Source organism: Kitasatospora humi, from assembly GCF_020907985.1.
Taxonomy (GTDB): Bacteria; Actinomycetota; Actinomycetes; order Streptomycetales; family Streptomycetaceae; genus Kitasatospora; species Kitasatospora humi.
In genome coordinates, this window is record NZ_JAJJPA010000005.1 from 160289 (window position 1) to 182253 (window position 21965).

The window sequence follows — 21965 nt, forward strand, 5'->3', positions numbered from 1 at the left end:
CCGCACATGACCGACCTCATCAAGCTCACAGCGGCCGACACCGCCGCGGCGATCAAGGCCGGCCAGGTCAGCGCCGTCGAGGTGACCCAGGCCCACCTGGACCGGATCGACGCCGTCGACAAGAAGGTCAACGCCTTCCTGCACGTCGACACCGAGGGTGCGCTGGCCGCCGCCCGCGCGGTGGACGCCAAGCGCGCCGCCGGCAGCGAGCTCGGCCCGCTGGCCGGCGTGCCGCTGGCCCTCAAGGACGTCTTCACCACCAAGGGCGTGCCGACCACCTGCGGGTCGAAGATCCTCGAAGGCTGGATCCCGCCCTACGACGCCACCCTGACGACCCGTCTGAAGGACGCGGACGTGGTGATCCTGGGCAAGACCAACATGGACGAGTTCGCGATGGGCTCCTCCACCGAGAACTCGGCCTTCGGCACCACCGGCAACCCCTGGGACCTCTCCCGGATCCCGGGCGGCTCCGGCGGCGGCTCGGCGGCCGCGCTGGCCGCCTTCGAGGCCCCGCTGGCGATCGGCACCGACACCGGCGGCTCGATCCGCCAGCCCGGCGCGGTCACCGGCACGGTCGGCGTCAAGCCCACCTACGGTTCGGTCTCCCGTTACGGCCTGGTCGCCTTCTCGTCCTCGCTGGACCAGGGCGGCCCGTGCGCCCGCACCGTGCTGGACGCGGCGCTGCTGCACGAGGCGATCGCCGGCCACGACCCGCTGGACTCCACCTCGATCAACGCGCCGGTCCCGGCCGTGGTCGAGGCCGCGAAGATGCGCGACGTCCGCGGCATGCGGATCGGCGTGGTCAAGGAGTTCGCCGGCGAGGGCTACCAGGCCGGCGTGATGCAGCGGTTCGACGAGGCCGTGGAGCTGCTGCGCGAGCTGGGCGCCGAGGTGGTCGAGGTGTCCTGCCCGTCCTTCACCCTGGCGCTGCCCGCCTACTACCTGATCGCCCCGAGCGAGGCCTCCTCCAACCTGGCCCGCTTCGACGCGATGCGCTACGGCCTGCGGGTGGGCGACGACGGCTCCCGCTCGGCCGAGGAGGTCACCGCGCTGACCCGCGAGGCCGGCTTCGGGGCCGAGGTCAAGCGCCGCATCATCCTGGGCACCTACGCACTCTCCTCCGGCTACTACGACGCCTACTACGGCTCGGCGCAGAAGGTCCGCACGCTGATCTCGCGCGACTTCGACGCCGCCTTCGCCGGGGTCGACGTGCTGGTCTCGCCGACCACCCCGACCACCGCCTTCCCGATCGGCGAGCGCGCCGACGACCCGATGGCGATGTACCTGGCCGACCTGTGCACCATCCCGTCCAACCTGGCGGGCAACGCGGCCATGTCACTGCCCTGCGGCCTGGCCCCGGAGGACAATCTCCCGGTCGGCCTGCAGATCATCGCACCCGCGATGGCGGACGACCGCCTGTACCGGGTCGGTGGCGCCGTGGAGGCCGCACTCAACGACAAGTGGGGGCACCCCCTGCTGGAGGAGGCACCGGCACTGTGAGCAAGATCGAGAAGGCCAAGGGCTGGAAGCACTCGAAGCCCGGCCTGCTGCTGTCCATCGGCACCAGCGCCTTCGGCGCCCTGAGCATCGCCAAGGACGTCAAGAAGGCCCGCAACGAGCACGACCACCTGCTGCTGGCCAACGCGCTGGTCGGCGCCCTGGCCCTGGTCACCGGCACCGCCCTGCTGGTCCGCGAACTGCGCCGGCTCGGCAGCGAGGACGTCCTCGCGGACTGACGTTCCGTCAGGTCGGCCGTGGCGCCCAGGCGTCGCGGTCGGCCGCTTCCAAGACTTTTGAGTGAAGGGGACGCTGTGAGCGTCATGAACCTGGTCTCCTACGAGGACGCTCTCGCGTCGTACGACCCGGTGATGGGCCTGGAGGTCCACGTCGAGCTGGGCACCAAGACCAAGATGTTCTGCGGCTGCTCGACCGAGCTGGGGGCCGAGCCGAACAGCCAGGTCTGCCCGACCTGCCTGGGGCTGCCCGGCTCGCTGCCGGTGGTCAACGCGGTCGGCGTGGAGTCGGCGATCCGGATCGGTCTGGCGCTGAACTGCGAGATCGCCGAGTGGTGCCGGTTCGCCCGGAAGAACTACTTCTACCCGGACATGCCGAAGAACTTCCAGACCTCGCAGTACGACGAGCCGATCGCCTACAACGGCTACCTCGACGTGCAGCTGGAGGACGGCTCGACCTTCCGGGTGGAGATCGAGCGCGCCCACATGGAGGAGGACACCGGCAAGTCCAGCCACGTCGGCGGGGCCACCGGCCGGATCCACGGTGCCACCCACTCGCTGCTCGACTACAACCGGGCCGGCATCCCGCTGATCGAGATCGTCACCAAGCCGATCGAGGGCGCCGGCGAGCGGGCGCCCGAGGTGGCCCGCGCCTACGTCGCGGAGCTGCGCGAGCTGATCCGCGCGCTGGGCGTCTCCGAGGCCCGGATGGACAAGGGCCAGATGCGCTGCGACGTCAACCTGTCGCTGCGCCCGAACGGCACCGAGACCTTCGGCACCCGCTCGGAGACCAAGAACGTCAACTCGCTGCGCAGCGTGGAGCGGGCCGCCCGGTTCGAGATCCAGCGCCACGCCACCGTGCTGGGCGCCGGCGAGAAGATCATCCAGGAGACCCGGCACTTCCACGAGGACAACGGCACCACCACCAGCGGCCGGATCAAGGACAACGCCGAGGACTACCGCTACTTCCCCGAGCCCGACCTGGTGCCGGTGGCGCCGTCCCGGGAGTGGGTCGAGGAGCTGCGCGCCTCCCTGCCCGAGCTGCCCCGGGTGCGCCGGGCCCGGCTGCAGGCGGAGTGGGGCCTGTCCGACAAGGACATGCAGGCGGTGCTCAACGCCGGTGCGGTGGAGCCGATCCTGGAGACCATCGCGGCCGGCGCTCCCGCCGACCAGGCCCGCAAGTGGTGGCTGGGCGAGCTGGCCCGCCGGGCCAACGAGACCGGCACCGAGCTGGCCGAGCAGCCCATCACCCCGGCCCAGGTGGCCCGGGTCTGCGCGCTGGTCGCCGAGGGCAAGCTCAACGACAAGCTGGCCCGCCAGGTGATCGAGGCCGTGCTGGCCGGCGAGGGCGAGCCGGACGAGGTCGTCGCAGCGCGCGGCCTGGCCGTGGTCTCCGACGACTCCGCGCTGGGCGCGGCCGTCGACCAGGTGATCGGCGAGAACCCGGACGTCGCGGAGAAGATCCGCGGCGGCAAGGTGCAGGCGGTCGGCGCGCTGGTCGGTGCGGTCATGAAGGCCACCCGCGGCCAGGCGGACGCGGCGAAGGTCAAGGACCTCATCCTGGAGAAGCTCGGCGCCGCCTAAGGCATCCCAAGACGCGTGCGGCCGCCCCTAAGGCCCTGGGGGCGGCCGCACGCGTTTCCCGCGGACGCTCCTAAGGACCCGAGGTGCCGCAAGATCGGGCATGCTTCCGATGCGCTGCCCCCCGCTGGGGGAGGAGTCTCTACGTGTCAGCAGAGACAGGGACGACGAGACCACAGGGGAGCACCTCATGGAGTTCGACCTCTTCCGCCAGCGCACCGCCGAACTGCAGGCCGCCGCGGCCCACGAGCGCCTGGTGGCCGAGGCCCGCCGGGCCGGCCGCGCCAACCGCACCGCCCGGGGGCTGCGGCTCGGCCGGCTGGCCGGCCTGCGCCGGACCGACGGCGTCGCCGCAGCCGAGTGCTGATCGGCGGCCCGGGCGCCGCCGGTACGAGGGGACCGGCGGGGCCGATCGACGCGGCCGGGCACGGGAGCGGGGAGAGCACCCAGGGTGCTCTCCCCGTTCCCGTGCCACCACCGGCGATATCCCATGGTCCGGCGTCGGCCGCATATGGCATGCTCAGCGCCGTGGAGCAGATGTCGGTCAGCCCGGTCTTCGTCGGCCGCGGCAGCGAACTGGCTGCGCTGGGCGTGGCGCTGCGTCGGGCGCGGGAGGGCCAGCCGCAGGCGCTGCTGGTCGGGGGCGAGGCCGGCGTCGGCAAGACCCGGCTGCTGGAGGAGTTCCTCGCCGAGGCGGAGGCGGCCGGCACCGTCACCATGCTCGGCCAGTGCCTGGAGATCGGCGCCGAGGGCCTGCCGTACGCGCCGCTGGTCACCGCGCTGCGCCGGCTGCACCGCCGCCTCGGCCCGGAGCTGGCCCGCGCCGCCGACGGCATGGAGGGCCATCTGGCCCGGGTGCTGCCGGAGTTCGGCGAGACCGACGGTGAGCCCAACGACGAGTACGGCCGGGCCCGGCTGTTCGAGCACATCGGCCGGCTCTTCGAGCGGCTCGGCGCCGAGCACACCCTGGTGCTCGCCATCGAGGACCTGCACTGGTCGGACCGTTCCACCCGGGAGCTGCTCGGTTACCTGATCTCCACCCTGCACCACTCCCGGGTGCTGATCTGCGCCACCTACCGCACCGACGACCTGCACCGCCGCCACCCGCTGCGCCCGTTCCTGGCCGAGCTGGAGCGCCAACGTACCGTGCAGCGGCTGGAGCTGGACCGGTTCGGCCACCACGAGGTGGCCGCCCAGCTGGCCGGGATCCTGGGCACCGAGACCCCGGACCGGCGGCTGGTGGAGCGGATCCACCGCCGCTCCGAGGGAAACCCGTTCTTCGTCGAGGAGTTGGCCTGCTCCTACACCGGCGGCTGCTCGGTGGGCATGAGCGACTCGCTGCGGGAGATCCTGCTGGTGCGGGTCGAGGCCCTGCCGGAGGCCGCCCAGCGGGTGGTCAGGACGGCGGCCGAGGGCGGTTCCCGGATCGAGCACCAACTGCTGGCCGCGGCGCTCGACGGCACCGAGGACGAGCTGCTCGACGCGCTGCGCACCGCCGTCGGCGCCAACATCCTGCAGCCGGACAAGGACGGCGAGGGCTACCGGTTCCGGCACGCGCTGGTCCGGGAGGCGGTCTCCGACGACCTGCTGCCCGGTGAGCGGACCAGGATCAACCGTCGGTTCGCCACCGCGCTGGCCGCCGACCCCGGCCTGGTGCACGGCGCCGAGCGCCCCGCGCGGCTGGCCAACTACTGGTACCACGCGCACGATCCGGCCCGGGCGCTGCCCAGCGCGCTGGACGCGGCCCGCGCCGCCCGCCGCCGCAACGCCTTCGCCGAGCAGCTGCGGATGCTGGAGCGCGCCCTGGAACTGTGGGACGAGGTCGACGCCGAGGTGCTGGCGACCACACTGCGCCCGCACGACTGGGCCGAGACCTACCCGCCGTGCTCCTGCGACCCCGGCCCGCTCGACGACGAGTGCCAACGGCTGCGGCTGGTGGACGTGTTGGCCGAGGCGGTGGTCGCGGCCCGGCGGGCCGGCGACCGCGAGCGCGGGGTGAGCCTGGCCAAGCGCGCCCTCAAGCTGGTGGACGAGACCCGGGACCCGCTGCGCGCCGCCTGGTTCCGGATGAACCGGGCCCGGATGCTGGGCCACCTCAACCGGCGCGGCTACGCCGAGGAGTTGACGCACGCGCTGCGCCTGGTGGAGGGCCGTCCGCCGTCCGCCGTGCAGGCCGACGTCTTCTCGCTGGCGGCCGGACAGGCGATGCTCAACAGCCCGGTCGAGGCCGACCTGGTGCTGGCCGAGCGGGCCGTGGCGATCGCCCGCGAGGTCGGCGCGACCAGCGTCGAGCTGCACGCCCAGATGACGCTGGGCTCGCTGTACACCGAACTCGGCGACCCGGAGCGGGGGATCGCCACGCTGCGGGAAGCGATCGAGGGCGCCCGCCGGCTCACCGTGCCGGACCTGCTCACCCGCGGCCTGAACAACCTGGCCAGCATGCTCGGGCACCTCGGCCGTGCCGAGGAGGCGGTCCGGCTGGCCCGCGAGGGGCTGGCGGCGGCCGGTGCCCTCGGGCTGCTGCGCAACACCGGCGGGATCCTGGCCGGCAACCTGGCCGAGTGCCTGCTGCTGGTCGGTCGGCCCGCCGAGGCGGCCGAGGTGCTGGCCGAGTGGGAGGGCACCGGCAGCGGTGCCGAGGCCCATGCCTCCTTCCTGCACCGGCTGCGCGGCGAACTGGCCCTGCTGCGCGGTGACCTGGCGGCCGTGCAGGAGCACCTGGCGCGGGCCGGGGCCGCGGTGGAGCGGGACCAGTCGCAGCACGAGGTGCCGGCCGCCCGGCTGGCGGTGGACCTGGCCGGCCGGTCCGGGCGGCCGCTCCAGGCGCGGGCGGCACTGCTGGACGTCCTGGACGGCCCGTCGGACCTGCGGGACAGCCGGCTGCTGCCGCTGCTGGCCCGGGCCGCCGCGGTGGAGGCCGACTCGCGCGGGCTGCCTTCGGCGGACCAGGGCCGCCCGGCGGTGCTGGCCCGGATCACCGAGCGGCTGGCCGCGCAGCGCCCGGTGGTGCCGCTGCACCACGGCTGGGTGCGGCTGGCCGAGGCCGAGGTGGCCCGGGCCACCGGCGCCGACACCCCGGCGCACTGGCAGGCCGCGATCGAGCCGCTGCGGGCCACCGGCCTGCCCTATCCGCTGGTGCACGCGCTGCTGGGGGCCGGCGGGGCGCTGGCCGCGGCCGGGCAGCGCGAGTCGGCGGGCGAACTGCTGCGCGAAGCCGCCGAGTTGGCGGACCGGCTGGGTGACGGATGGCTGCGCCGGGAGATCGACCACGTGATCGCCCGGGTCGGGGTGGCGCGCAGCAGGCCGCAGGGGCCCGCAGGGGCGCCCATGGGGGCGCGCGTCGAGCAGAGTGAGCCTGACGGCGCCGCGGCGTTCCATCTCACGCCTCGGGAGACCGATGTGCTGCGCTTGTTGACGGAGGGGCGCAGCAATCGCCAGATCGCCGAGGAGCTCTTCATCTCGCCCAAGACGGCCAGCGTCCACGTGTCCAACATCCTTGCCAAGCTGGAGGTTTCCGGTCGCGGTGAGGCCGCGGCACTGGCTCACCGGCTGCGGTTGTTCCCGGCCGCCGCGCCGCTGCAGCCGGTCGGCCCCGGCGCGTAGGCGGCGCATGGACGCACATCTCCCCCTGTGCGTGCCCCCGCGTGTGCGCTACTCCCAACCGGGCCGATCTGGTGGAAGCGGGTGCATATCCCTACTCTCGGACCATTACTCTAAGTTGAGTGTATGTGTCATTGAGTGACCGGAGTGGTGTAGGGTCCCGGCTGGGAACAGAGGGGGAGGTGCCGGGTGAGCCCCAGGTCTGACGGTGTGTCGACCGCGCCGCCGGCGGAGGTCACCCGCCTGCCCCTGCTGGTCGGCCGCCGCCTGGCCCTGCTCCTCGGAGTGCTCTGCCTCGGTTATGCGCTGGGCGCCGCCTTCGGCTGGGGCTCCCACCCGCTGGCGCTCTTCATGGGGGACTTCGGGCTGGCCGGCGCCGCGCTGGCGGCCGCGGTCTCCTGCCTGCTGCGCGGCTGCACGGTGCCAGGGCAGACCCGCGGGGCCTGGCTGCTGTTCGGCCTCTCCTCGGCCACCCTGGCGGTCGGCAACGGCACCTGGGGCTGGTACGAGGTGGTGCTGCGCACCCCGCTGCCGCAGGACTCGGTCGCCGACTACGCCTTCCTGCCGTTCGCGCCGCTGGCCGTGCTGGGCCTGCTGGTGCTGGCCCAGCGCCCGCGCGGCGCGGCCGGCTGGCTCTGCCTGCTGCTGGACGGCTGGATGGTGGCCGGCTCGCTGTTCACGCTCAGCTGGAGCCTGGCGCTGGGCCAGACCGCCGAGGGCGAGGTGGGCGACCCGCTGCGCCTGGCGCTCGGCCTGGCCTACCCGGTGATGGACATCCTGATGGTCTCGCTGGTGGTCGGGATGCGGTTCCGCTGCTGGGAGAGCCACCGGGCCGCGGTGCACAACGCGATGCTGGGGCTGGCCGTCACCGTGGTCTGCGACGCGCTCTACAGCGCGCCGGCGCTGCGCGGCAGCTACCACTCGGGGGAGATCCTGGACGCCGGCTGGTTCACCGGCTCCATGATCCTCGCCTACGCGCCCTGGACGTCCCGCTGGCGGCGGCCCAGTCCGCGCCGGCTGCACCCTTCGGGTGGCGGTCTCCCGCGCCGCCGGGTGGCCTCGACCTTCAGCGCACTGAGCCCGTACGCCGCGGCCTCGGTCTGCTGCGCCGGCATCCTCTACAACGCCCTCGGAGGTCGTCCGATGGACCGCGTGGTGATCGTGGTCGCCTGCACGGTCGGCCTCGCGCTGATCGTCCGGCAGGGAATCATGCTGCTGGACAACCTGTCGCTGGCCCAGGAGCTCGCGCAGAAGGAGGCGCACTTCCGCTCGCTGGTGCAGGGCTCCAGCGACGTCATCATGATCACCGGCGCCGACGGGGTGCTCTCCTACGTGTCGCCGGCCGCGCTCGGCGTCTACAGCCGGGATCCCGAGGAACTGGTCGGCGGCCGGCTGCTGGACCTGGTGCACCCGCAGGACGCCGACCGGGTGGTCGGCGAGGTGCGCCGCTTCCTGGCCCGCAGCCAACTGCTGGCCCGGCGCCCCGAGGGCCACCCGCCGACGTCGCCCGCCGCCCGCGCCGGTGAGCCCAGCGCCCGGGTGGAGTGCCGGATCCGGGCCGGCGGCGGCGAGTGGCTGCACGTCGAGTCGACCGTCAACCGCTACCGCGACGGGCTGATCCTCAACAGCCGGGACGTCACCGAACGGGTGCGGCTGCAAGCCCAGTTGCAGCACAACGCGTTCCACGACCCGCTCACCGACCTGCCCAACCGGGCGCTCTTCACCGAGCGGCTGCGGGCCGCCCTCGGCGGCGGCCAGGGCGGCGGCGATCCGCACGGCGACGGCGCCCGTGAACACCCGTACCGGGACGCCGCGGTGGCCGTGCTCTTCCTCGACCTGGACGGCTTCAAGGCGGTCAACGACACCGCCGGGCACCAGGCCGGCGACCAGCTGCTGGTGCAGGCGGCCCGCCGCCTGCAGGCCACCGTGCGCTCCGGCGACACGGTCGCCCGGTTCGGCGGTGACGAGTTCGCGGTGCTGGTCGCCGGGCAGCTCGGCCGGCTGCGGGTGCAGGAGCTGGCCGAGCGGCTGCGGCACGCGCTCTCCGAGCCGTACTGGATCGCCGGTGTCGAGCTGGGCGTGGCGGCCAGCATCGGGATCGCCTTCGGGCCGCAGCCGGCCGAGCCCGACGCGGCGCCGGCCGACCCGGCGGCGCTGGCCGACGAGCTGATGCGCGACGCCGACCTGGCGATGTACCGGGCCAAGTCGGAGGGCAAGGGCCGGGTGGTGCTCTACAGCCCCGGCATGCGGGCCGACCTGGACCGCCGCAGGGAGCTGGACGACCGGCTGCGCGCGGCGGTCCGGGAGGGCGGTTTCGCGCTCTTCCACCAGCCCGTGGTCGACCTGCGCACGGGCGCGGTGACCGGCCTGGAGGCGCTGGCCCGGTGGCGCTCGGCGCAGGGCCTGCTGCTCACCCCGGCGGAGTTCCTGCGCGGCGCCGAGCTGGGCGACGCGGCCACCCGGTTCGCCCGCTGGCTGCTGGAGCAGGCGATCGCCCAGGCGGCGCTGCGCGGGGTGGACGGCGGCCGGCCGGGCTCCGCCGCGGTGCCGGTCGCGGTGCGGCTCAGCGCCGAGCGGCTCTGCGCGCCCGGGGTGTACGAGACGATCGCGGGGGCGCTGCGGGACAGCGGGCTGCCGTGCGGGCGGTTGGTGATCGAGCTGGCCCGGCTCGGCCCGGACGGCACGGCGGACGAGCTGGGCCGCCGACTGGCGGCGCTGCGCCGGCTGGGGGTGGGCACGGCGCTGGCCGGCTTCGGCACCGGCAGCGGCTCGCTGGGTGCGCTGGCCAGGCTGCCGTTCGACGGGGTGAAGCTGGACCGCTCGGTGGTGCAGGAGGTGGCCGACTCGCCGCGCAGCCGGGCGCTGGCGGGCCATGCGCTGCGGCTGGGCCGGGAGCTCGGGCTGGTCACCGCCGCCGAAGGGGTGGACCAGCCGCGTCAGGTGACGGTGCTTCAGGAGTTGGGCTGCCGGCAGGGCCAGGGGCTGGCGTTCGCCCAGCCGCTGGACGAGTTCCGGCTGCGGCGGGCCCTGGTGCGTAGGCTGTATCCGCTGCCCAGGCCGGTGGGAGCGGTCTCGGCCCGGCACGCCTACCTCTCGGCGGCGGACGGCCGACCGTCCATCGTCGGTCCGCATGGTGAGACTGCCGTCCCACCTGCTTGACATCGGATGCCGGTCGGGAGGAAGGTCGCTCCATGCGCACCCGAATTCTCGTACTTGGCGGGCGCGTCGGCTGAGCGGGCCACAGTTTGCCCCACTCCTCACAGACCGACGCGCCACCCCTCGCATGCCCTTGGGCACGAGGGGTTTTTTGTTGCTGTCGCACCGATGAACACCGCGTGAAACACCGTTGTCCCGCCCGCTCGTTCCATTCGAAAATGGGATGAAGCGGACAGCCGAACCGGCGAAGGAAGACAGGCAGATGACCGAGCACACGGCATCCCCCCGCCGCGGGGAGCACCCGGCAGCCCCGTCCCACGGCACTCCCGTGGTCGTCGAGACGATGACCGGGGCGCAGTCGCTCATCCGTTCCCTCGAGGCCGTGGGCGCGGACACCATCTTCGGCATCCCGGGCGGCGCCATCCTGCCGGCCTACGACCCGCTGATGGACTCGGTGAAGGTCCGCCACATCCTGGTGCGCCACGAGCAGGGCGCCGGCCACGCGGCCACCGGGTACGCGCAGGCCACCGGCAAGGTCGGCGTCTGCATGGCCACCTCGGGCCCGGGCGCCACCAACCTGGTCACCCCGATCGCCGACGCCTACATGGACTCGGTGCCGATCGTGGCGATCACCGGCCAGGTCTCCTCCGCGTCGATCGGTACCGACGCCTTCCAGGAGGCCGACATCTGCGGCATCACCATGCCGATCACCAAGCACAACTTCCTGGTCACCGACCCCGCCGAGATCCCGCAGGTGATCGCGGAGGCCTTCCACATCGCCGCCACCGGCCGCCCCGGCCCGGTGCTGGTCGACATCGCCAAGGACGCGCTGCAGGCCGCCACCACCTTCCGCTGGCCGGTCGAGATGGCGCTGCCCGGCTACCGCCCGGTCACCAAGCCGCACGCCAAGCAGATCCGGGAGGCCGCCCGGATGCTGGTCAACGCCAAGCGCCCGGTCCTCTACGTCGGCGGCGGCGTCGTCAAGGCACGGGCCACCGCCGAGCTGCGGATCCTGGCCGAGCTGACCGGCGCGCCGGTGGTCACCACCCTGATGGCGCTGGGAGCGTTCCCGGACAGCCACCCGCAGCACCTGGGCATGCCCGGCATGCACGGCAGCGTCCCGGCGGTCACCGCGCTGCAGAAGTCCGACCTGCTGTTCACCCTCGGCGCCCGCTTCGACGACCGGGTCACCGGCAAGCTGGACTCCTTCGCACCGGGCGCCAAGGTGGTGCACGCGGACATCGACCCGGCCGAGATCGGCAAGAACCGCCCGGCCGACGTGCCGATCGTCGGTGACGCCCGCGAGGTGCTGGCCGACCTGATCGTGGCCGTGCAGGCCGAGCACGAGGCCGGCCGGCAGGGCGACTACGGCGACTGGTGGGCCAAGCTCAACGAGTGGAAGAAGACCTACCCGCTGGGCTACGACCCGGCTCCGGCGGGGGAGTTGTCGCCGCAGCAGGTGATCGAGCGGATCGGGCGGCTGGTCGGCCCGGACGCGATCTACGCGGCGGGCGTGGGGCAGCACCAGATGTGGGCCTCGCAGTTCATCAGCTACGAGAAGCCGGCCACCTGGCTGAACTCGGGCGGTGCCGGGACGATGGGCTACGCGGTGCCGGCCGCGATGGGCGCCAAGGCGGGCCGGCCGGACACCGAGGTCTGGGCGATCGACGGTGACGGCTGCTTCCAGATGACCAACCAGGAGCTGGTCACCTGCGCGCTCAACAACATCCCGATCAAGGTCGCGGTCATCAACAACGGCTCGCTGGGCATGGTCCGCCAGTGGCAGACCCTGTTCTACAACCAGCGGTACTCCAACACCGTGCTGCACGCCGGTCCCTCTCCAGCCGACAGCGGCTCCGCCGCGGGCGACGGGGTCGCCCCGCAGCAATGGCGGGGCACCCGGATCCCCGACTTCGTGCTGCTCGCCGAGGCGATGGGCTGCGTGGGCCTGCGCTGCGAGCGTCCGGAGGAGCTGGACGCGGTGATCGAGCAGGCGAGGCAGATCAACGACCGCCCGGTGGTGATCGACTTCATCGTCCACCAGGACGCCATGGTCTGGCCGATGGTCGCCGCCGGTACCAGCAACGACGAGATCCAGTTCGCCCGCGGGGTCCGCCCCGACTTCGGCGACGACCTCGACTGACGCCCCTACGGACCAAGGGAACCCGAGAAGCCATGTCCAAGCACACCCTCTCCGTCCTGGTCGAGAACAAGCCCGGCGCACTGGCCCGGGTGGCCGCCCTGTTCTCCCGTCGGGGCTTCAACATCGACTCCCTCGCCGTCGGCGCGACCGAGCATCCGGACGTCTCCCGGATGACCATCGTGGTCAACGTCGAGGATCTGCCGCTGGAGCAGGTCACCAAGCAGCTCAACAAGCTGGTCAACGTGATAAAGATCGTCGAGCTCGACCAGTCCGCTGCGATCCAGCGGGAACTGGTCCTGGTCAAGGTCCGGGCGGACAACGAGACCCGGTCCCAGGTCGTCGAGATCGTGCAGCTCTTCCGCGCCAAGACCGTGGACGTGTCGCCGGACGCCGTGACCATCGAGGCGACCGGCAGCTCCGACAAGTTGGAGGCGATGCTGCGGATGCTGGAACCCTTCGGCATCAAGGAGCTGGTGCAGTCCGGCCTGGTGGCGATCGGGCGCGGCGCCCGTTCGATCACCGACCGGTCGCTGCGCGCCCTGGACCGCAGCGCGTAGACCGCGCCTCATCCCGAACCCCCCGAACCCACGCGTACGGTGACTGGACACCGACGCGACACACGCAAGGAGAGAGCCCACCGTGGCCGAGCTGTTCTACGAAGACGACGCCGACCTGTCCATCATCCAGGGCCGCAAGGTCGCGGTCATCGGCTACGGCAGCCAGGGCCACGCCCACGCGCTGTCGCTGCGTGACTCGGGTGTGGACGTGCGGGTCGGCCTGAAGCCGGAGTCCAAGTCCCGCGCGGCGGCCGAGGAGGCCGGCCTGCGGGTGACCACTCCGGCCGAGGCGGCCGCCGAGGCGGACGTCATCATGATCCTGGTGCCGGACCCGATCCAGGCCGACGTCTACCAGGCCGACATCGCCCCCCACCTCAAGGCCGGCGACGCGCTGTTCTTCGGCCACGGCCTGAACATCCGCTTCGGCTTCATCGAGCCCCCGGCGGACGTCGACGTCTGCATGGTCGCCCCGAAGGGCCCGGGCCACCTGGTCCGCCGCCAGTACGAGGAGGGCCGCGGCGTGCCGTGCATCGTCGCGGTCGAGCAGGACGCCACCGGCAAGGCCTTCGAGCTGGCGCTGTCCTACGCCAAGGGCATCGGCGGCACCAAGGCCGGTGTCATCAAGACCACCTTCACCGAGGAGACCGAGACCGACCTGTTCGGCGAGCAGGCCGTGCTCTGCGGCGGTACCGCCGCCCTGGTCAAGGCCGGTTTCGAGACCCTGGTCGAGGCCGGCTACCAGCCGGAGATCGCCTACTTCGAGTGCCTGCACGAGCTGAAGCTGATCGTCGACCTGATGTACGAGGGCGGCCTGGAGAAGATGCGCTGGTCGGTCTCCGAGACCGCCGAGTGGGGCGACTACGTCACCGGCCCGCGCATCATCACCGACGCCACCAAGGCCGAGATGAAGAAGGTCCTCGCCGAGATCCAGGACGGCACCTTCGCCAACACCTGGATCGCCGAGTACAAGGCCGGCCTGCCCAAGTACAACGAGTACAAGAAGGCGGACTCCGACCACCTGCTGGAGACCACCGGTCGCGAGCTGCGCAAGCTGATGAGCTGGGTCAAGGACGCCTGATCCGGTAGTCGCGGCGCGGGGGCGGGGCCGTCCGGGCGGTCCCGCCCCCGCTGTACAACCCGTCTGGTCCCGTGCGGGTGATTTCGCCGCACGGGAGCAGGAAACAGCCCGGTCCGTCGATACACTTCCGAGTGCGCGTCAGGCCCACAGCGTCGTGCGTCTATCCACGCGGCATGCCACCAAACCCCCATGTCCGCCGGGCCGCAACGAGCCGGTCACGCCTCCCACGTGTCTGCGCCGGCCGATGCCCGCGGCGGGGAGAACCGGACAGTAAGGACGAACTGTCGTGAGCACTGTCACTTCCAAGAACGCCGTGGTGCTGATCGCCGAAGAGCTGTCGCCGGCGACGGTCGACGCCCTGGGCCCGGACTTCGAGATCCGGCACTGCGACGGAGCCGACCGCACCGAGCTGCTGACCGCCATCGCGGATGTCGACGCCATCCTGATCCGCTCCGCCACCCGGATCGACGCCGAGGCGCTGGCCGCGGCCAAGAGGCTCAAGGTGGTCGCCCGGGCCGGCGTCGGCCTGGACAACGTGGACGTGTCCGCCGCCACCAAGGCCGGCGTGATGGTCGTCAACGCGCCGACCTCCAACATCGTCACGGCCGCCGAGCTCGCCTGCGGTCTGCTGATCTCGGTGGCCCGCAACATCGCGCCGGCCAACGCCGCGCTCAAGGCCGGCGAGTGGAAGCGCAACAAGTACACCGGTGTCGAGCTGTCCGAGAAGACCCTCGGCGTGGTGGGCCTGGGCCGGATCGGCGTGCTGGTGGCCCAGCGGATGTCGGCCTTCGGGATGAAGATCGTCGCCTACGACCCCTACATCCAGGCCGCCCGCGCCGCCCAGATGGGCGTCAAGCTGCTCACCCTGGACGAGCTGCTGGCGGTCTCCGACTTCATCACCGTGCACCTGCCCAAGACCCCGGAGACCATCGGTCTGATCGGCGACGAGGCGCTGCACAAGGTCAAGCCCAGCGTACGGATCGTCAACGCGGCCCGCGGCGGCATCGTCGACGAGGCGGCGCTGCTCAGCGCCCTCAAGGACGGCCGGGTGGCCGGTGCCGGCCTGGACGTCTACGCCAAGGAGCCGTGCACCGACTCCCCGCTCTTCACCTTCGACAACGTGGTGGCCACCCCGCACCTGGGCGCCTCCACCGACGAGGCGCAGGAGAAGGCCGGCATCTCGGTGGCCAACTCGGTGCGGCTGGCGCTGGCCGGCGAGCTGGTGCCGGACGCGGTCAACGTGCAGGGTGGCGTGATCGCCGAGGACGTCCGGCCCGGGCTGCCGCTGGCCGAGCGGCTCGGCCGGATCTTCACCGCGCTGGCCGGCGAGGTGGCGGTGCGGCTCGATGTCGAGGTGCGCGGCGAGATCACCCAGCACGACGTCAAGGTGCTCGAACTCTCGGCGCTCAAGGGCGTGTTCGAGGACGTGGTGGCCGAGACCGTGTCCTACGTCAACGCGCCGCTGTTCGCCCAGGAGCGCGGCGTCGAGGTGCGGCTGACCACCAGCAGCGAGAGCGCCGAGCACCGCAATGTGATCACCGTGCGCGGCACCCTGGCCAACGGCTCCGAGATCGCCATCTCCGGCACCCTCTCCGGCCCCAAGCTGCACCAGAAGATCGTCGGCGTGGACGCGTTCGAGGTCGATGTCGCGCTCACCGACCACATGGCCTTCTTCAAGTACGACGACCGCCCCGGCGTGGTCGGCACCCTGGGCCGGATCCTCGGCGACGCCGGCATCAACATCGCCGGCATGCAGGTCTCCCGGGACGGCGGCACCAACGACGCGCTGGCCTCGATCACGGTGGACACGCAGATCCCGCAGGAGGTGCTCAGCGAGATCGCGACCGAGATCGGCGCCAAGTTCGCCCGTTCGGTGGACCTCGGCTGACGCCTTCCCAGGCCCCTGGGCCCGGGCCGCTCGCCGCGGTCCGGGCCTTTGCACGTCCGGGAGTTGACGGCCCCGCCGAGCGGCCGGGCGGGGCAGCCGCCGTCTCAGATAGTAGGAAATCCAACTAAATCTAGAGACAGCCGACGGGTGCTGGCGTACCGTGAAATGGCACCCGGTGCACCCGCCCCCGGACCCACCGTCCGTCCGGCGCGCCGCGGGCCGTGTGTGCACGTACGCAGCGTGGCGGGTGATCCCCGCCAGGCGTACCCCCCTCCTCACCCTCACCCGACGCCGTCGCGGCGTCCGCGAACCCAGGAGCCGGTATGCCCCTCACCAGCAACCTGCACGCCCGTGACAACGCCCCGGCCGCGGCCGGCAGCACCGCGGCGGCCCGCCGCCGCCGTCGCGGCCTCGCCCTCGCCACCCCCGACTCCAGCGCCGCCTGCGCGGCCGCCCTGCAGCGCTCCCTGGACCGCCGCGACAACGGCGGCTCGACCGGGCACTGAGGGCACCAGGAGCGTCGTCAGGCTCGTGAGCTGCGGTGACACCTTCGGGTGATTTGCCTTCAGTTCCGGCCGGGTACGGTGGAGAGGACCGCCAGACTCTCGGGCATGGGAGTGATGATGAGCGCCGAACCGTTCCCGGAGTGGCTGCGGCCGCCGGTCGGGGGATGGACAGCCGAAGATCTCGACCGGCTCCCGGACCTGCCTCCGCACACGGAGCTGATCGACGGGAACCTGGTATTCGTGAGCCCGCAATCTCGTTTCCACTACTGGACACTGCGGTTGCTGGAGAATGCTCTGTTGGCGGTGATTCCGCCTGGTTGGGATGTCAGTCGAGAGTTCTCGATGGTCCTGGGCAAGAGGAACCGCCCCGAGCCGGATCTTGTGGTTGCCCCGCTCGCACCGGACGCGACAGCCGAAGATACCTGGATCAAGCCCGAGGACGTAGTGCTGGCTGTCGAGGTGGTGTCCCCGGAGTCCAGGGAACGTGACCGCTGGACCAAGCCCCAGAAGTACGCCGCCGCAGGCATTCGTTACTTCTGGCGGGTGGAGAGCGATGAGGGGCGTCCCGTGGTGTACGCGTACGAGCGCGACCCGGCCACCAACAACTACGCCCTGACCGGGATCTTCCACGACCGCCTGAAGGTCGACCACCCCTTCCCCCTCGACATCGTCCTCTCCATCCGTCCGAATGACGGACGCTAGGTGTCAGCCCGCGAGACAAGGAGTACCGTCTCCCACATGTCTCGCACCCTTCGTCTCGCAGTGATCCCCGGTGACGGCATCGGCCAGGAAGTGGTGGCCGAAGGCCTCAAGGTGCTGGCCGCCGTCCTGCCCGCCGACGTCAAGCTGGAGACCGCCGAGTACGACCTCGGGGCCCGGCGCTACCACGCGACGGGGGAGACCCTGTCGGACGAGACGCTCGCGTCGCTCAAGGACCACGACGCGATCCTGCTCGGGGCGATCGGCGACCCGTCGGTGCCCTCCGGGGTGCTGGAGCGGGGGCTGCTGCTGAAGCTGCGGTTCGCCTTCGACCACTACGTGAACCTGCGGCCGGGCAAGCTGCTCCCCGGGGCGAAGTCCCCGCTGGCGGGCGACCCCGAGATCGACTTCGTGGTGGTCCGCGAGGGCACCGAGGGCCCGTACGTGGGCAACGGCGGCTCGCTGCGCACCGGGACGGCGAACGAGGTGGCCACCGAGGTCAGCCTCAACACCGCGTTCGGCATCGAGCGGGTCGTGCGGGACGCGTTCCGCCGCGCCGCCGCCCGGCCGCGCAAGAAGCTGACCCTGGTGCACAAGAACAACGTGCTGGTGCACGCCGGCCACCTGTGGACCCGGATCTTCCAGCAGGTCGCCGCGGAGCACCCCGAGGTCAGCACCGACTACCTGCACGTGGACGCGGCGACGATCTTCTTCGTCACGCAGCCCGAGCGGTTCGACGTGATCGTCACCGACAACCTGTTCGGCGACATCCTGACCGACCTGGCCGCCGCCGTCACCGGTGGCATCGGCCTGGCGGCCAGCGGCAACATCAACCCGTCCGGCGAGTACCCGTCGATGTTCGAGCCGGTGCACGGCTCCGCGCCGGACATCGCGGGCCAGGGCAAGGCCGACCCGACCGCCGCCGTGCTGTCGGTCGCCATGCTGCTCGACCACCTCGGCTACCCGGCCGAGGCCGCCCGGGTCGAGGCCGCCGTCGCCGCCGACCTGGCCGAGCGCGGCCCGGACGCCCGCGGCACTTCTCAGGTCGGCGACGCGATCGCCGCCCGAGTATCCGGCTGACGGGCCGGCTGAGAGGCACTCACAACCCCACAGCTGTTCGGCACGGCCCCTGAGATGCGACTATCAACAGTGGGCCGTGCCGTCGTGCGTTCGCGAGCACCATGGCGGTTCGGCCCGGACCAACCCCACGGTGAAGGACTGAAGCCATGACCACGCCCACCCAGGCGCCCATCACGTTCGAGCTCAAGCCCTCCGCGCACCCGCTGCCCGCAGCCGAGCGCGAGGCCCGGCTGGCGAACCCCGGCTTCGGCCGGATCTTCACCGACCACATGGTCACCATCCGCTGGACCGAGGGCCGCGGCTGGCACGACGCCCAGCTCACCCCGTACGCGCCGATGGAGATCGACCCGGCGAACATGACCCTGCACTACGGGCAGGCCATCTTCGAGGGCCTCAAGGCCTACCGCCAGCCCGACGGCTCCATCGCCACCTTCCGCCCGGAGGCCAACGCGGCCCGCTTCCAGGCCTCGGCCCGCCGGCTGGCGATGCCGGAGCTGCCGACCGAGGCGTTCGTGGAGGCCGTCGAGCTGCTGGTCCAGCAGGACCGCGACTGGGTGCCCAGTCGGCCGGAGCAGAGCCTCTACCTGCGGCCGTTCATGTTCGCCACCGAGGTCGGCCTGGGGGTCCGTCCGGCCAACGAGTACGTCTTCATCGTGATCGCCTCCCCGGCCGGCGCCTACTTCCCGGGCGGCGTCAAGCCGGTCTCGGTCTGGCTCTCCGAGGAGTACGTGCGCGCGGCGCCCGGTGGCACCGGCGCCGCCAAGTGCGCGGGCAACTACGCGGCTTCGCTCGTCGCGCAGGCCCAGGCCGCCGCCCAGGGCTGCGACCAGGTGGTCTGGCTGGACGCCGCGGAGCACAAGTGGATCGAGGAGATGGGGGGCATGAACCTGTACTTCGTCTTCGGCGAGGGCCAGGACGCCCGGATCGTCACCCCGGCCCTGTCCGGCGCGCTGCTGCCCGGCATCACCCGCGACTCGCTGCTCACCATCGCCGCCGACCTCGGCTACGCCACCGAGGAGCGCAAGATCTCCACCGACGAGTGGAAGCAGGGCAACGCCGACGGCACCCTCACCGAGGTCTTCGCCTGCGGCACCGCCGCCGTGATCACCCCGGTCGGCACGGTCAAGTCGGCCCGCGCCGACTGGACCGTCGGCACCGGCGAGCCCGGCCCGGTCACCATGCGCCTGCGCGAGCACCTGCTCGCCGTCCAGGGCGGCACGGTCGAGGACACCCACGGCTGGCTGCACCCGATCGTCAAGGCCTGACGACGACCCCCCGGGGCGCCGAGCGGCAGCGGGGCGCCCCGGGGTGGGTAGCCTTCGACTGACCCACTCGTTGAGCTGTGCGGACTGGAAGGGAGGGCCATGAGCGCGCTGACGCATGACGTGGCCGAGTTCCCGGGCGGCGGCGAACTGCTTGACGCCTTCCTGGCATTGGAGACCCCCACGGGGTTCAAGGCCGAGCTCATCGAGGGGAAGATCGTCGTTACCCCACCGCCCGACGGCGAGCACGAGATCGTGATCGGACGGGTTGTCCGGCAGGTCTTCCGAAAGTGCGCGGAGGACTTCGAGTTCGCGCCCACGAAGGGTCTGAGGGTGCTCGACGGGCGCTATATCCCGGACGGTACCTTCACCAAGGAAGGCGCCTTCATGGGTGCGGAGTCTTGGTGGCGGCCCGAGGGCGTGTTGATGGTCCTCGAAGTCACCCCCAAGCGTCCCGGGAAGGACCGTGAGGAAAAGCGGGAAGGCTATGCCGCAGCCGGCATCCCGCTCTATTTGCTGATCGACCGCAAGGCAGACCGGGTGGTCCTCCACAGTGATCCCGAGGACGGCAAGTACCGGGATGTCATCGAGGTAAAGGTTGGCGACCCCCTCGACCTCCCCGCCCCCTTCTCCTTCTCCCTTGACACGGGCGCACTCTTCCGGCAGACACCCGTCCCGCATCGCGAGACGTCCCGACCCACACCGTGAACCTGTGCAAGACTGCAAGCGTGTCCTCGCTTTCGCTGATCATTAGCAGCAGGCGCGCCGGTCCGCAGTGACCGTTCCACGGTGAACCCGTGGAGCGACCACCGTGTCCTCAGACCCGCGCGCAGACCTCTCGCACCCGCGAGGGGTCTTTTGTTTTGCCCGGTCGACACCACCACGGCCGATCGGGTAGGACTCGGGACTCAGACCCCTCCCACCAGGCGGGATCCGGTTTCCGGGTGGCGCGCGGGAGGGGGGACAGTGGAGCCGGGGGACTCGACATCGGCAGCAGCAACTCTCCCGAACTGGAGAACCCAGAGCCATGACCGACGGCAGCGCACGCCCCGACGACAGCTTCCACGTGTTCGACACCACCCTGCGCGACGGTGCGCAGCGGGAGGGCATCAACCTCACGGTGGCGGACAAGCTGACCATCGCCCGGTACCTGGACGAGTTCGGGGTGGGCTACATCGAGGGGGGCTGGCCGGGGGCCAATCCCCGGGACACCGAGTTCTTCGCCCGCGCCCGGACGGAACTCGACCTCAAGCACGCCCAGCTGGTCGCGTTCGGTGCCACCCGGCGGGCCGGCGGCAGCGCGGCGGACGACCCGCAGCTGGCCGCGCTGCTGGACTCCGGCGCCCCGGTGATCACCCTGGTCGCCAAGTCGCACGACCGGCACGTGGAGTTGGCGCTGCGCACCACGCTGGCCGAGAACCTGGAGATGGTCCGGGACAGCGTCAGCCACCTGAAGGCGCGGGGCCGTCGCGTCTTCATCGACTGCGAGCACTTCTTCGACGGCTACCGGGCCAACCGCGACTACGCGCTGGACGTGGTCCGCGCCGCGCACCGGGCGGGCGCCGACGTGGTGGTGCTCTGCGACACCAACGGCGGGATGCTGCCCGGCTCGGTGCGGGAGATCGTCGCCGACGTGCTGGCGAGCACCGGCGCCCGGCTCGGCATCCACGCCCAGGACGACACCGGCTGCGCGGTGGCCAACACCCTGGCCGCGGTGGACGCCGGCGCCACCCACGTGCAGTGCACCGCCAACGGCTACGGCGAGCGGGTGGGCAACGCCAACCTCTTCCCGGTGGTCGGCGCCCTGGAGATCAAGTACGACCGCCGGGTGCTGCCGCCCGGCAAGCTGGCCGAGATGACCCGGATCTCGCACGCCATCGCCGAGACGGTCAACCTCACGCCGTCCACCCACCAGCCGTACGTCGGCTTCTCGGCGTTCGCGCACAAGGCCGGCCTGCACGCTTCGGCGATCAAGGTGGACCCGGACCTCTACCAGCACATCGACCCGGAACTGGTCGGCAACACCATGCGGATGCTGGTCTCCGACATGGCCGGCCGGGCCTCGATCGAGCTCAAGGGCCGGGAACTCGGCTACGACCTCTCCAGCGACCGGGAGTTGGCCGGCCGGGTGGTGGCCCGGGTCAAGGAGCAGGAGCTGCAGGGCTACACCTACGAGGCCGCCGACGCCTCCTTCGAACTGCTGCTCCGCGACGAGGTGTTCGGCCGCCCGGCGCGGTTCTTCAGGCTGGAGTCCTGGCGCTCCATCAGCGAGCAGACCCATGGGGACACCTCCGGGCCGGAGGCCGGGGGAGGCAAGGGGGCCAACGAGGCCACCGTGAAGCTCTGGGCCAAGGGCGAGCGGATCATCGCCACCGGTGAGGGCAACGGTCCGGTGGACGCCCTGGACAAGGCGCTGCGCACGGCGCTGGAGCGGATCTACCCGCAGCTGGCGCGCCTGGAGCTGGCCGACTACAAGGTCCGCATCCTGGAGGGCCAGCACGGTACCGGTTCGCGCACCCGGGTGCTGATCGAGAGCACCGACGGCACCGGCAGCTGGTCCACCGTCGGGGTGGCCGACAACGTGGTCGCCGCCTCCTGGGTGGCGCTGCAGGACGCCTACACCTACGGCCTGCTCAAGGCCGGTGTCAGCCCGGAGGACTGAGCCGCATCCGGCAGCCGAGC

At 71.9% G+C, this 21965-nt stretch carries 16 protein-coding genes; all 16 read left to right on the plus strand.

The features are described 5' to 3' along the window. The first annotated feature begins 6 nt into the window (after window positions 1-6). The 16 genes from gatA to cimA all read left to right on the plus strand — a co-directional run bounded on the left by gatA (window position 7) and on the right by cimA (window position 21945). Entirely contained in the window at window positions 7-1500 is a 1494-nt protein-coding gene (gatA, locus tag LN042_RS07665) for an Asp-tRNA(Asn)/Glu-tRNA(Gln) amidotransferase subunit GatA (protein WP_230049747.1), read from the plus strand. Continuing rightward, window positions 1497-1736 carry a hypothetical protein gene (locus LN042_RS07670; RefSeq protein ID WP_230049749.1) on the plus strand — a complete coding sequence of 80 codons (240 nt, stop codon included), beginning with the start codon at window positions 1497-1499 and terminating at the stop codon, window positions 1734-1736. The genes gatA and LN042_RS07670 overlap by 4 nt, the downstream gene beginning before the upstream one ends. 84 nt (window positions 1737-1820) lie before the next feature. Then, on the plus strand, window positions 1821-3317 hold the full coding sequence (gatB, locus tag LN042_RS07675; protein ID WP_230049929.1) for an Asp-tRNA(Asn)/Glu-tRNA(Gln) amidotransferase subunit GatB: 1497 nt from the start codon (window positions 1821-1823) through the stop codon (window positions 3315-3317). Window positions 3318-3504: 187 nt separating this feature from the next. Beyond that, the gene (locus tag LN042_RS07680) at window positions 3505-3681 is read left to right on the plus strand and encodes a hypothetical protein (protein WP_230049751.1); all 177 of its coding nucleotides are present in this window, start codon (window positions 3505-3507) and stop codon (window positions 3679-3681) included. A 170-nt stretch (window positions 3682-3851) separates the two neighbouring features. Then, window positions 3852-6917 (plus strand): helix-turn-helix transcriptional regulator, encoded by a 3066-nt coding sequence (locus tag LN042_RS07685; RefSeq protein ID WP_230049931.1) that lies wholly within the window; start codon window positions 3852-3854, stop codon window positions 6915-6917. Window positions 6918-7124: 207 nt separating this feature from the next. Beyond that, window positions 7125-10073 carry a putative bifunctional diguanylate cyclase/phosphodiesterase gene (locus tag LN042_RS07690; RefSeq protein WP_372495693.1) on the plus strand — a complete coding sequence of 983 codons (2949 nt, stop codon included), beginning with the start codon at window positions 7125-7127 and terminating at the stop codon, window positions 10071-10073. A 259-nt stretch (window positions 10074-10332) separates the two neighbouring features. Continuing rightward, window positions 10333-12213, plus strand: a complete 1881-nt coding sequence (locus tag LN042_RS07695) for an acetolactate synthase large subunit (RefSeq protein WP_230049755.1) — start codon at window positions 10333-10335, stop codon at window positions 12211-12213. Between the two features lie 32 nt (window positions 12214-12245). Continuing rightward, window positions 12246-12770, plus strand: coding sequence for an acetolactate synthase small subunit (gene ilvN / locus LN042_RS07700; RefSeq protein WP_101382314.1), 525 nt, complete (start codon window positions 12246-12248; stop codon window positions 12768-12770). Window positions 12771-12852: 82 nt separating this feature from the next. Continuing rightward, window positions 12853-13848 carry a ketol-acid reductoisomerase gene (ilvC, locus tag LN042_RS07705; RefSeq protein ID WP_230049757.1) on the plus strand — a complete coding sequence of 332 codons (996 nt, stop codon included), beginning with the start codon at window positions 12853-12855 and terminating at the stop codon, window positions 13846-13848. A 286-nt stretch (window positions 13849-14134) separates the two neighbouring features. After that, the gene (gene serA, locus LN042_RS07710; RefSeq protein ID WP_230049759.1) at window positions 14135-15736 is read left to right on the plus strand and encodes a phosphoglycerate dehydrogenase; all 1602 of its coding nucleotides are present in this window, start codon (window positions 14135-14137) and stop codon (window positions 15734-15736) included. Between the two features lie 323 nt (window positions 15737-16059). Continuing rightward, window positions 16060-16242: a hypothetical protein gene (locus tag LN042_RS07715; RefSeq protein WP_230049761.1), complete on the plus strand. Its 183-nt coding sequence runs from the start codon at window positions 16060-16062 to the stop codon at window positions 16240-16242. A 105-nt stretch (window positions 16243-16347) separates the two neighbouring features. After that, on the plus strand, window positions 16348-16944 hold the full coding sequence (locus tag LN042_RS07720) for a Uma2 family endonuclease (protein WP_230049762.1): 597 nt from the start codon (window positions 16348-16350) through the stop codon (window positions 16942-16944). Between the two features lie 36 nt (window positions 16945-16980). Then, entirely contained in the window at window positions 16981-18021 is a 1041-nt protein-coding gene (locus tag LN042_RS07725; RefSeq protein ID WP_230049764.1) for a 3-isopropylmalate dehydrogenase, read from the plus strand. A gap of 146 nt (window positions 18022-18167) precedes the next feature. After that, window positions 18168-19286, plus strand: a complete 1119-nt coding sequence (locus LN042_RS07730) for a branched-chain amino acid aminotransferase (protein WP_230049766.1) — start codon at window positions 18168-18170, stop codon at window positions 19284-19286. 99 nt (window positions 19287-19385) lie between these two features. After that, window positions 19386-19991, plus strand: a complete 606-nt coding sequence (locus LN042_RS07735; protein ID WP_230049768.1) for a Uma2 family endonuclease — start codon at window positions 19386-19388, stop codon at window positions 19989-19991. 319 nt (window positions 19992-20310) lie between these two features. Beyond that, a complete protein-coding gene (gene cimA / locus LN042_RS07740) occupies window positions 20311-21945 on the plus strand; it encodes a citramalate synthase (RefSeq protein WP_230049770.1) in 1635 nt (544 codons plus the stop codon). Window positions 21946-21965 lie beyond the last annotated feature (20 nt).

What these genes read in the sequence shown, in the direction of transcription:
- gatA (WP_230049747.1), top strand. Translation starts at nt 7, where the DNA reads ATGACCGACCTCATCAAGCTCACAGCGGCCGACACCGCCGCGGCGATC.
- gatB (WP_230049929.1), top strand. Translation starts at nt 1,821, where the DNA reads ATGAACCTGGTCTCCTACGAGGACGCTCTCGCGTCGTACGACCCGGTG.
- LN042_RS07680 (WP_230049751.1), top strand. Translation starts at nt 3,505, where the DNA reads ATGGAGTTCGACCTCTTCCGCCAGCGCACCGCCGAACTGCAGGCCGCC.
- LN042_RS07685 (WP_230049931.1), top strand. Translation starts at nt 3,852, where the DNA reads ATGTCGGTCAGCCCGGTCTTCGTCGGCCGCGGCAGCGAACTGGCTGCG.
- LN042_RS07695 (WP_230049755.1), top strand. Translation starts at nt 10,333, where the DNA reads ATGACCGAGCACACGGCATCCCCCCGCCGCGGGGAGCACCCGGCAGCC.
- ilvN (WP_101382314.1), top strand. Translation starts at nt 12,246, where the DNA reads ATGTCCAAGCACACCCTCTCCGTCCTGGTCGAGAACAAGCCCGGCGCA.
- LN042_RS07715 (WP_230049761.1), top strand. Translation starts at nt 16,060, where the DNA reads ATGCCCCTCACCAGCAACCTGCACGCCCGTGACAACGCCCCGGCCGCG.
- LN042_RS07720 (WP_230049762.1), top strand. Translation starts at nt 16,348, where the DNA reads ATGGGAGTGATGATGAGCGCCGAACCGTTCCCGGAGTGGCTGCGGCCG.
- LN042_RS07725 (WP_230049764.1), top strand. Translation starts at nt 16,981, where the DNA reads ATGTCTCGCACCCTTCGTCTCGCAGTGATCCCCGGTGACGGCATCGGC.
- LN042_RS07730 (WP_230049766.1), top strand. Translation starts at nt 18,168, where the DNA reads ATGACCACGCCCACCCAGGCGCCCATCACGTTCGAGCTCAAGCCCTCC.
- LN042_RS07735 (WP_230049768.1), top strand. Translation starts at nt 19,386, where the DNA reads ATGAGCGCGCTGACGCATGACGTGGCCGAGTTCCCGGGCGGCGGCGAA.
- cimA (WP_230049770.1), top strand. Translation starts at nt 20,311, where the DNA reads ATGACCGACGGCAGCGCACGCCCCGACGACAGCTTCCACGTGTTCGAC.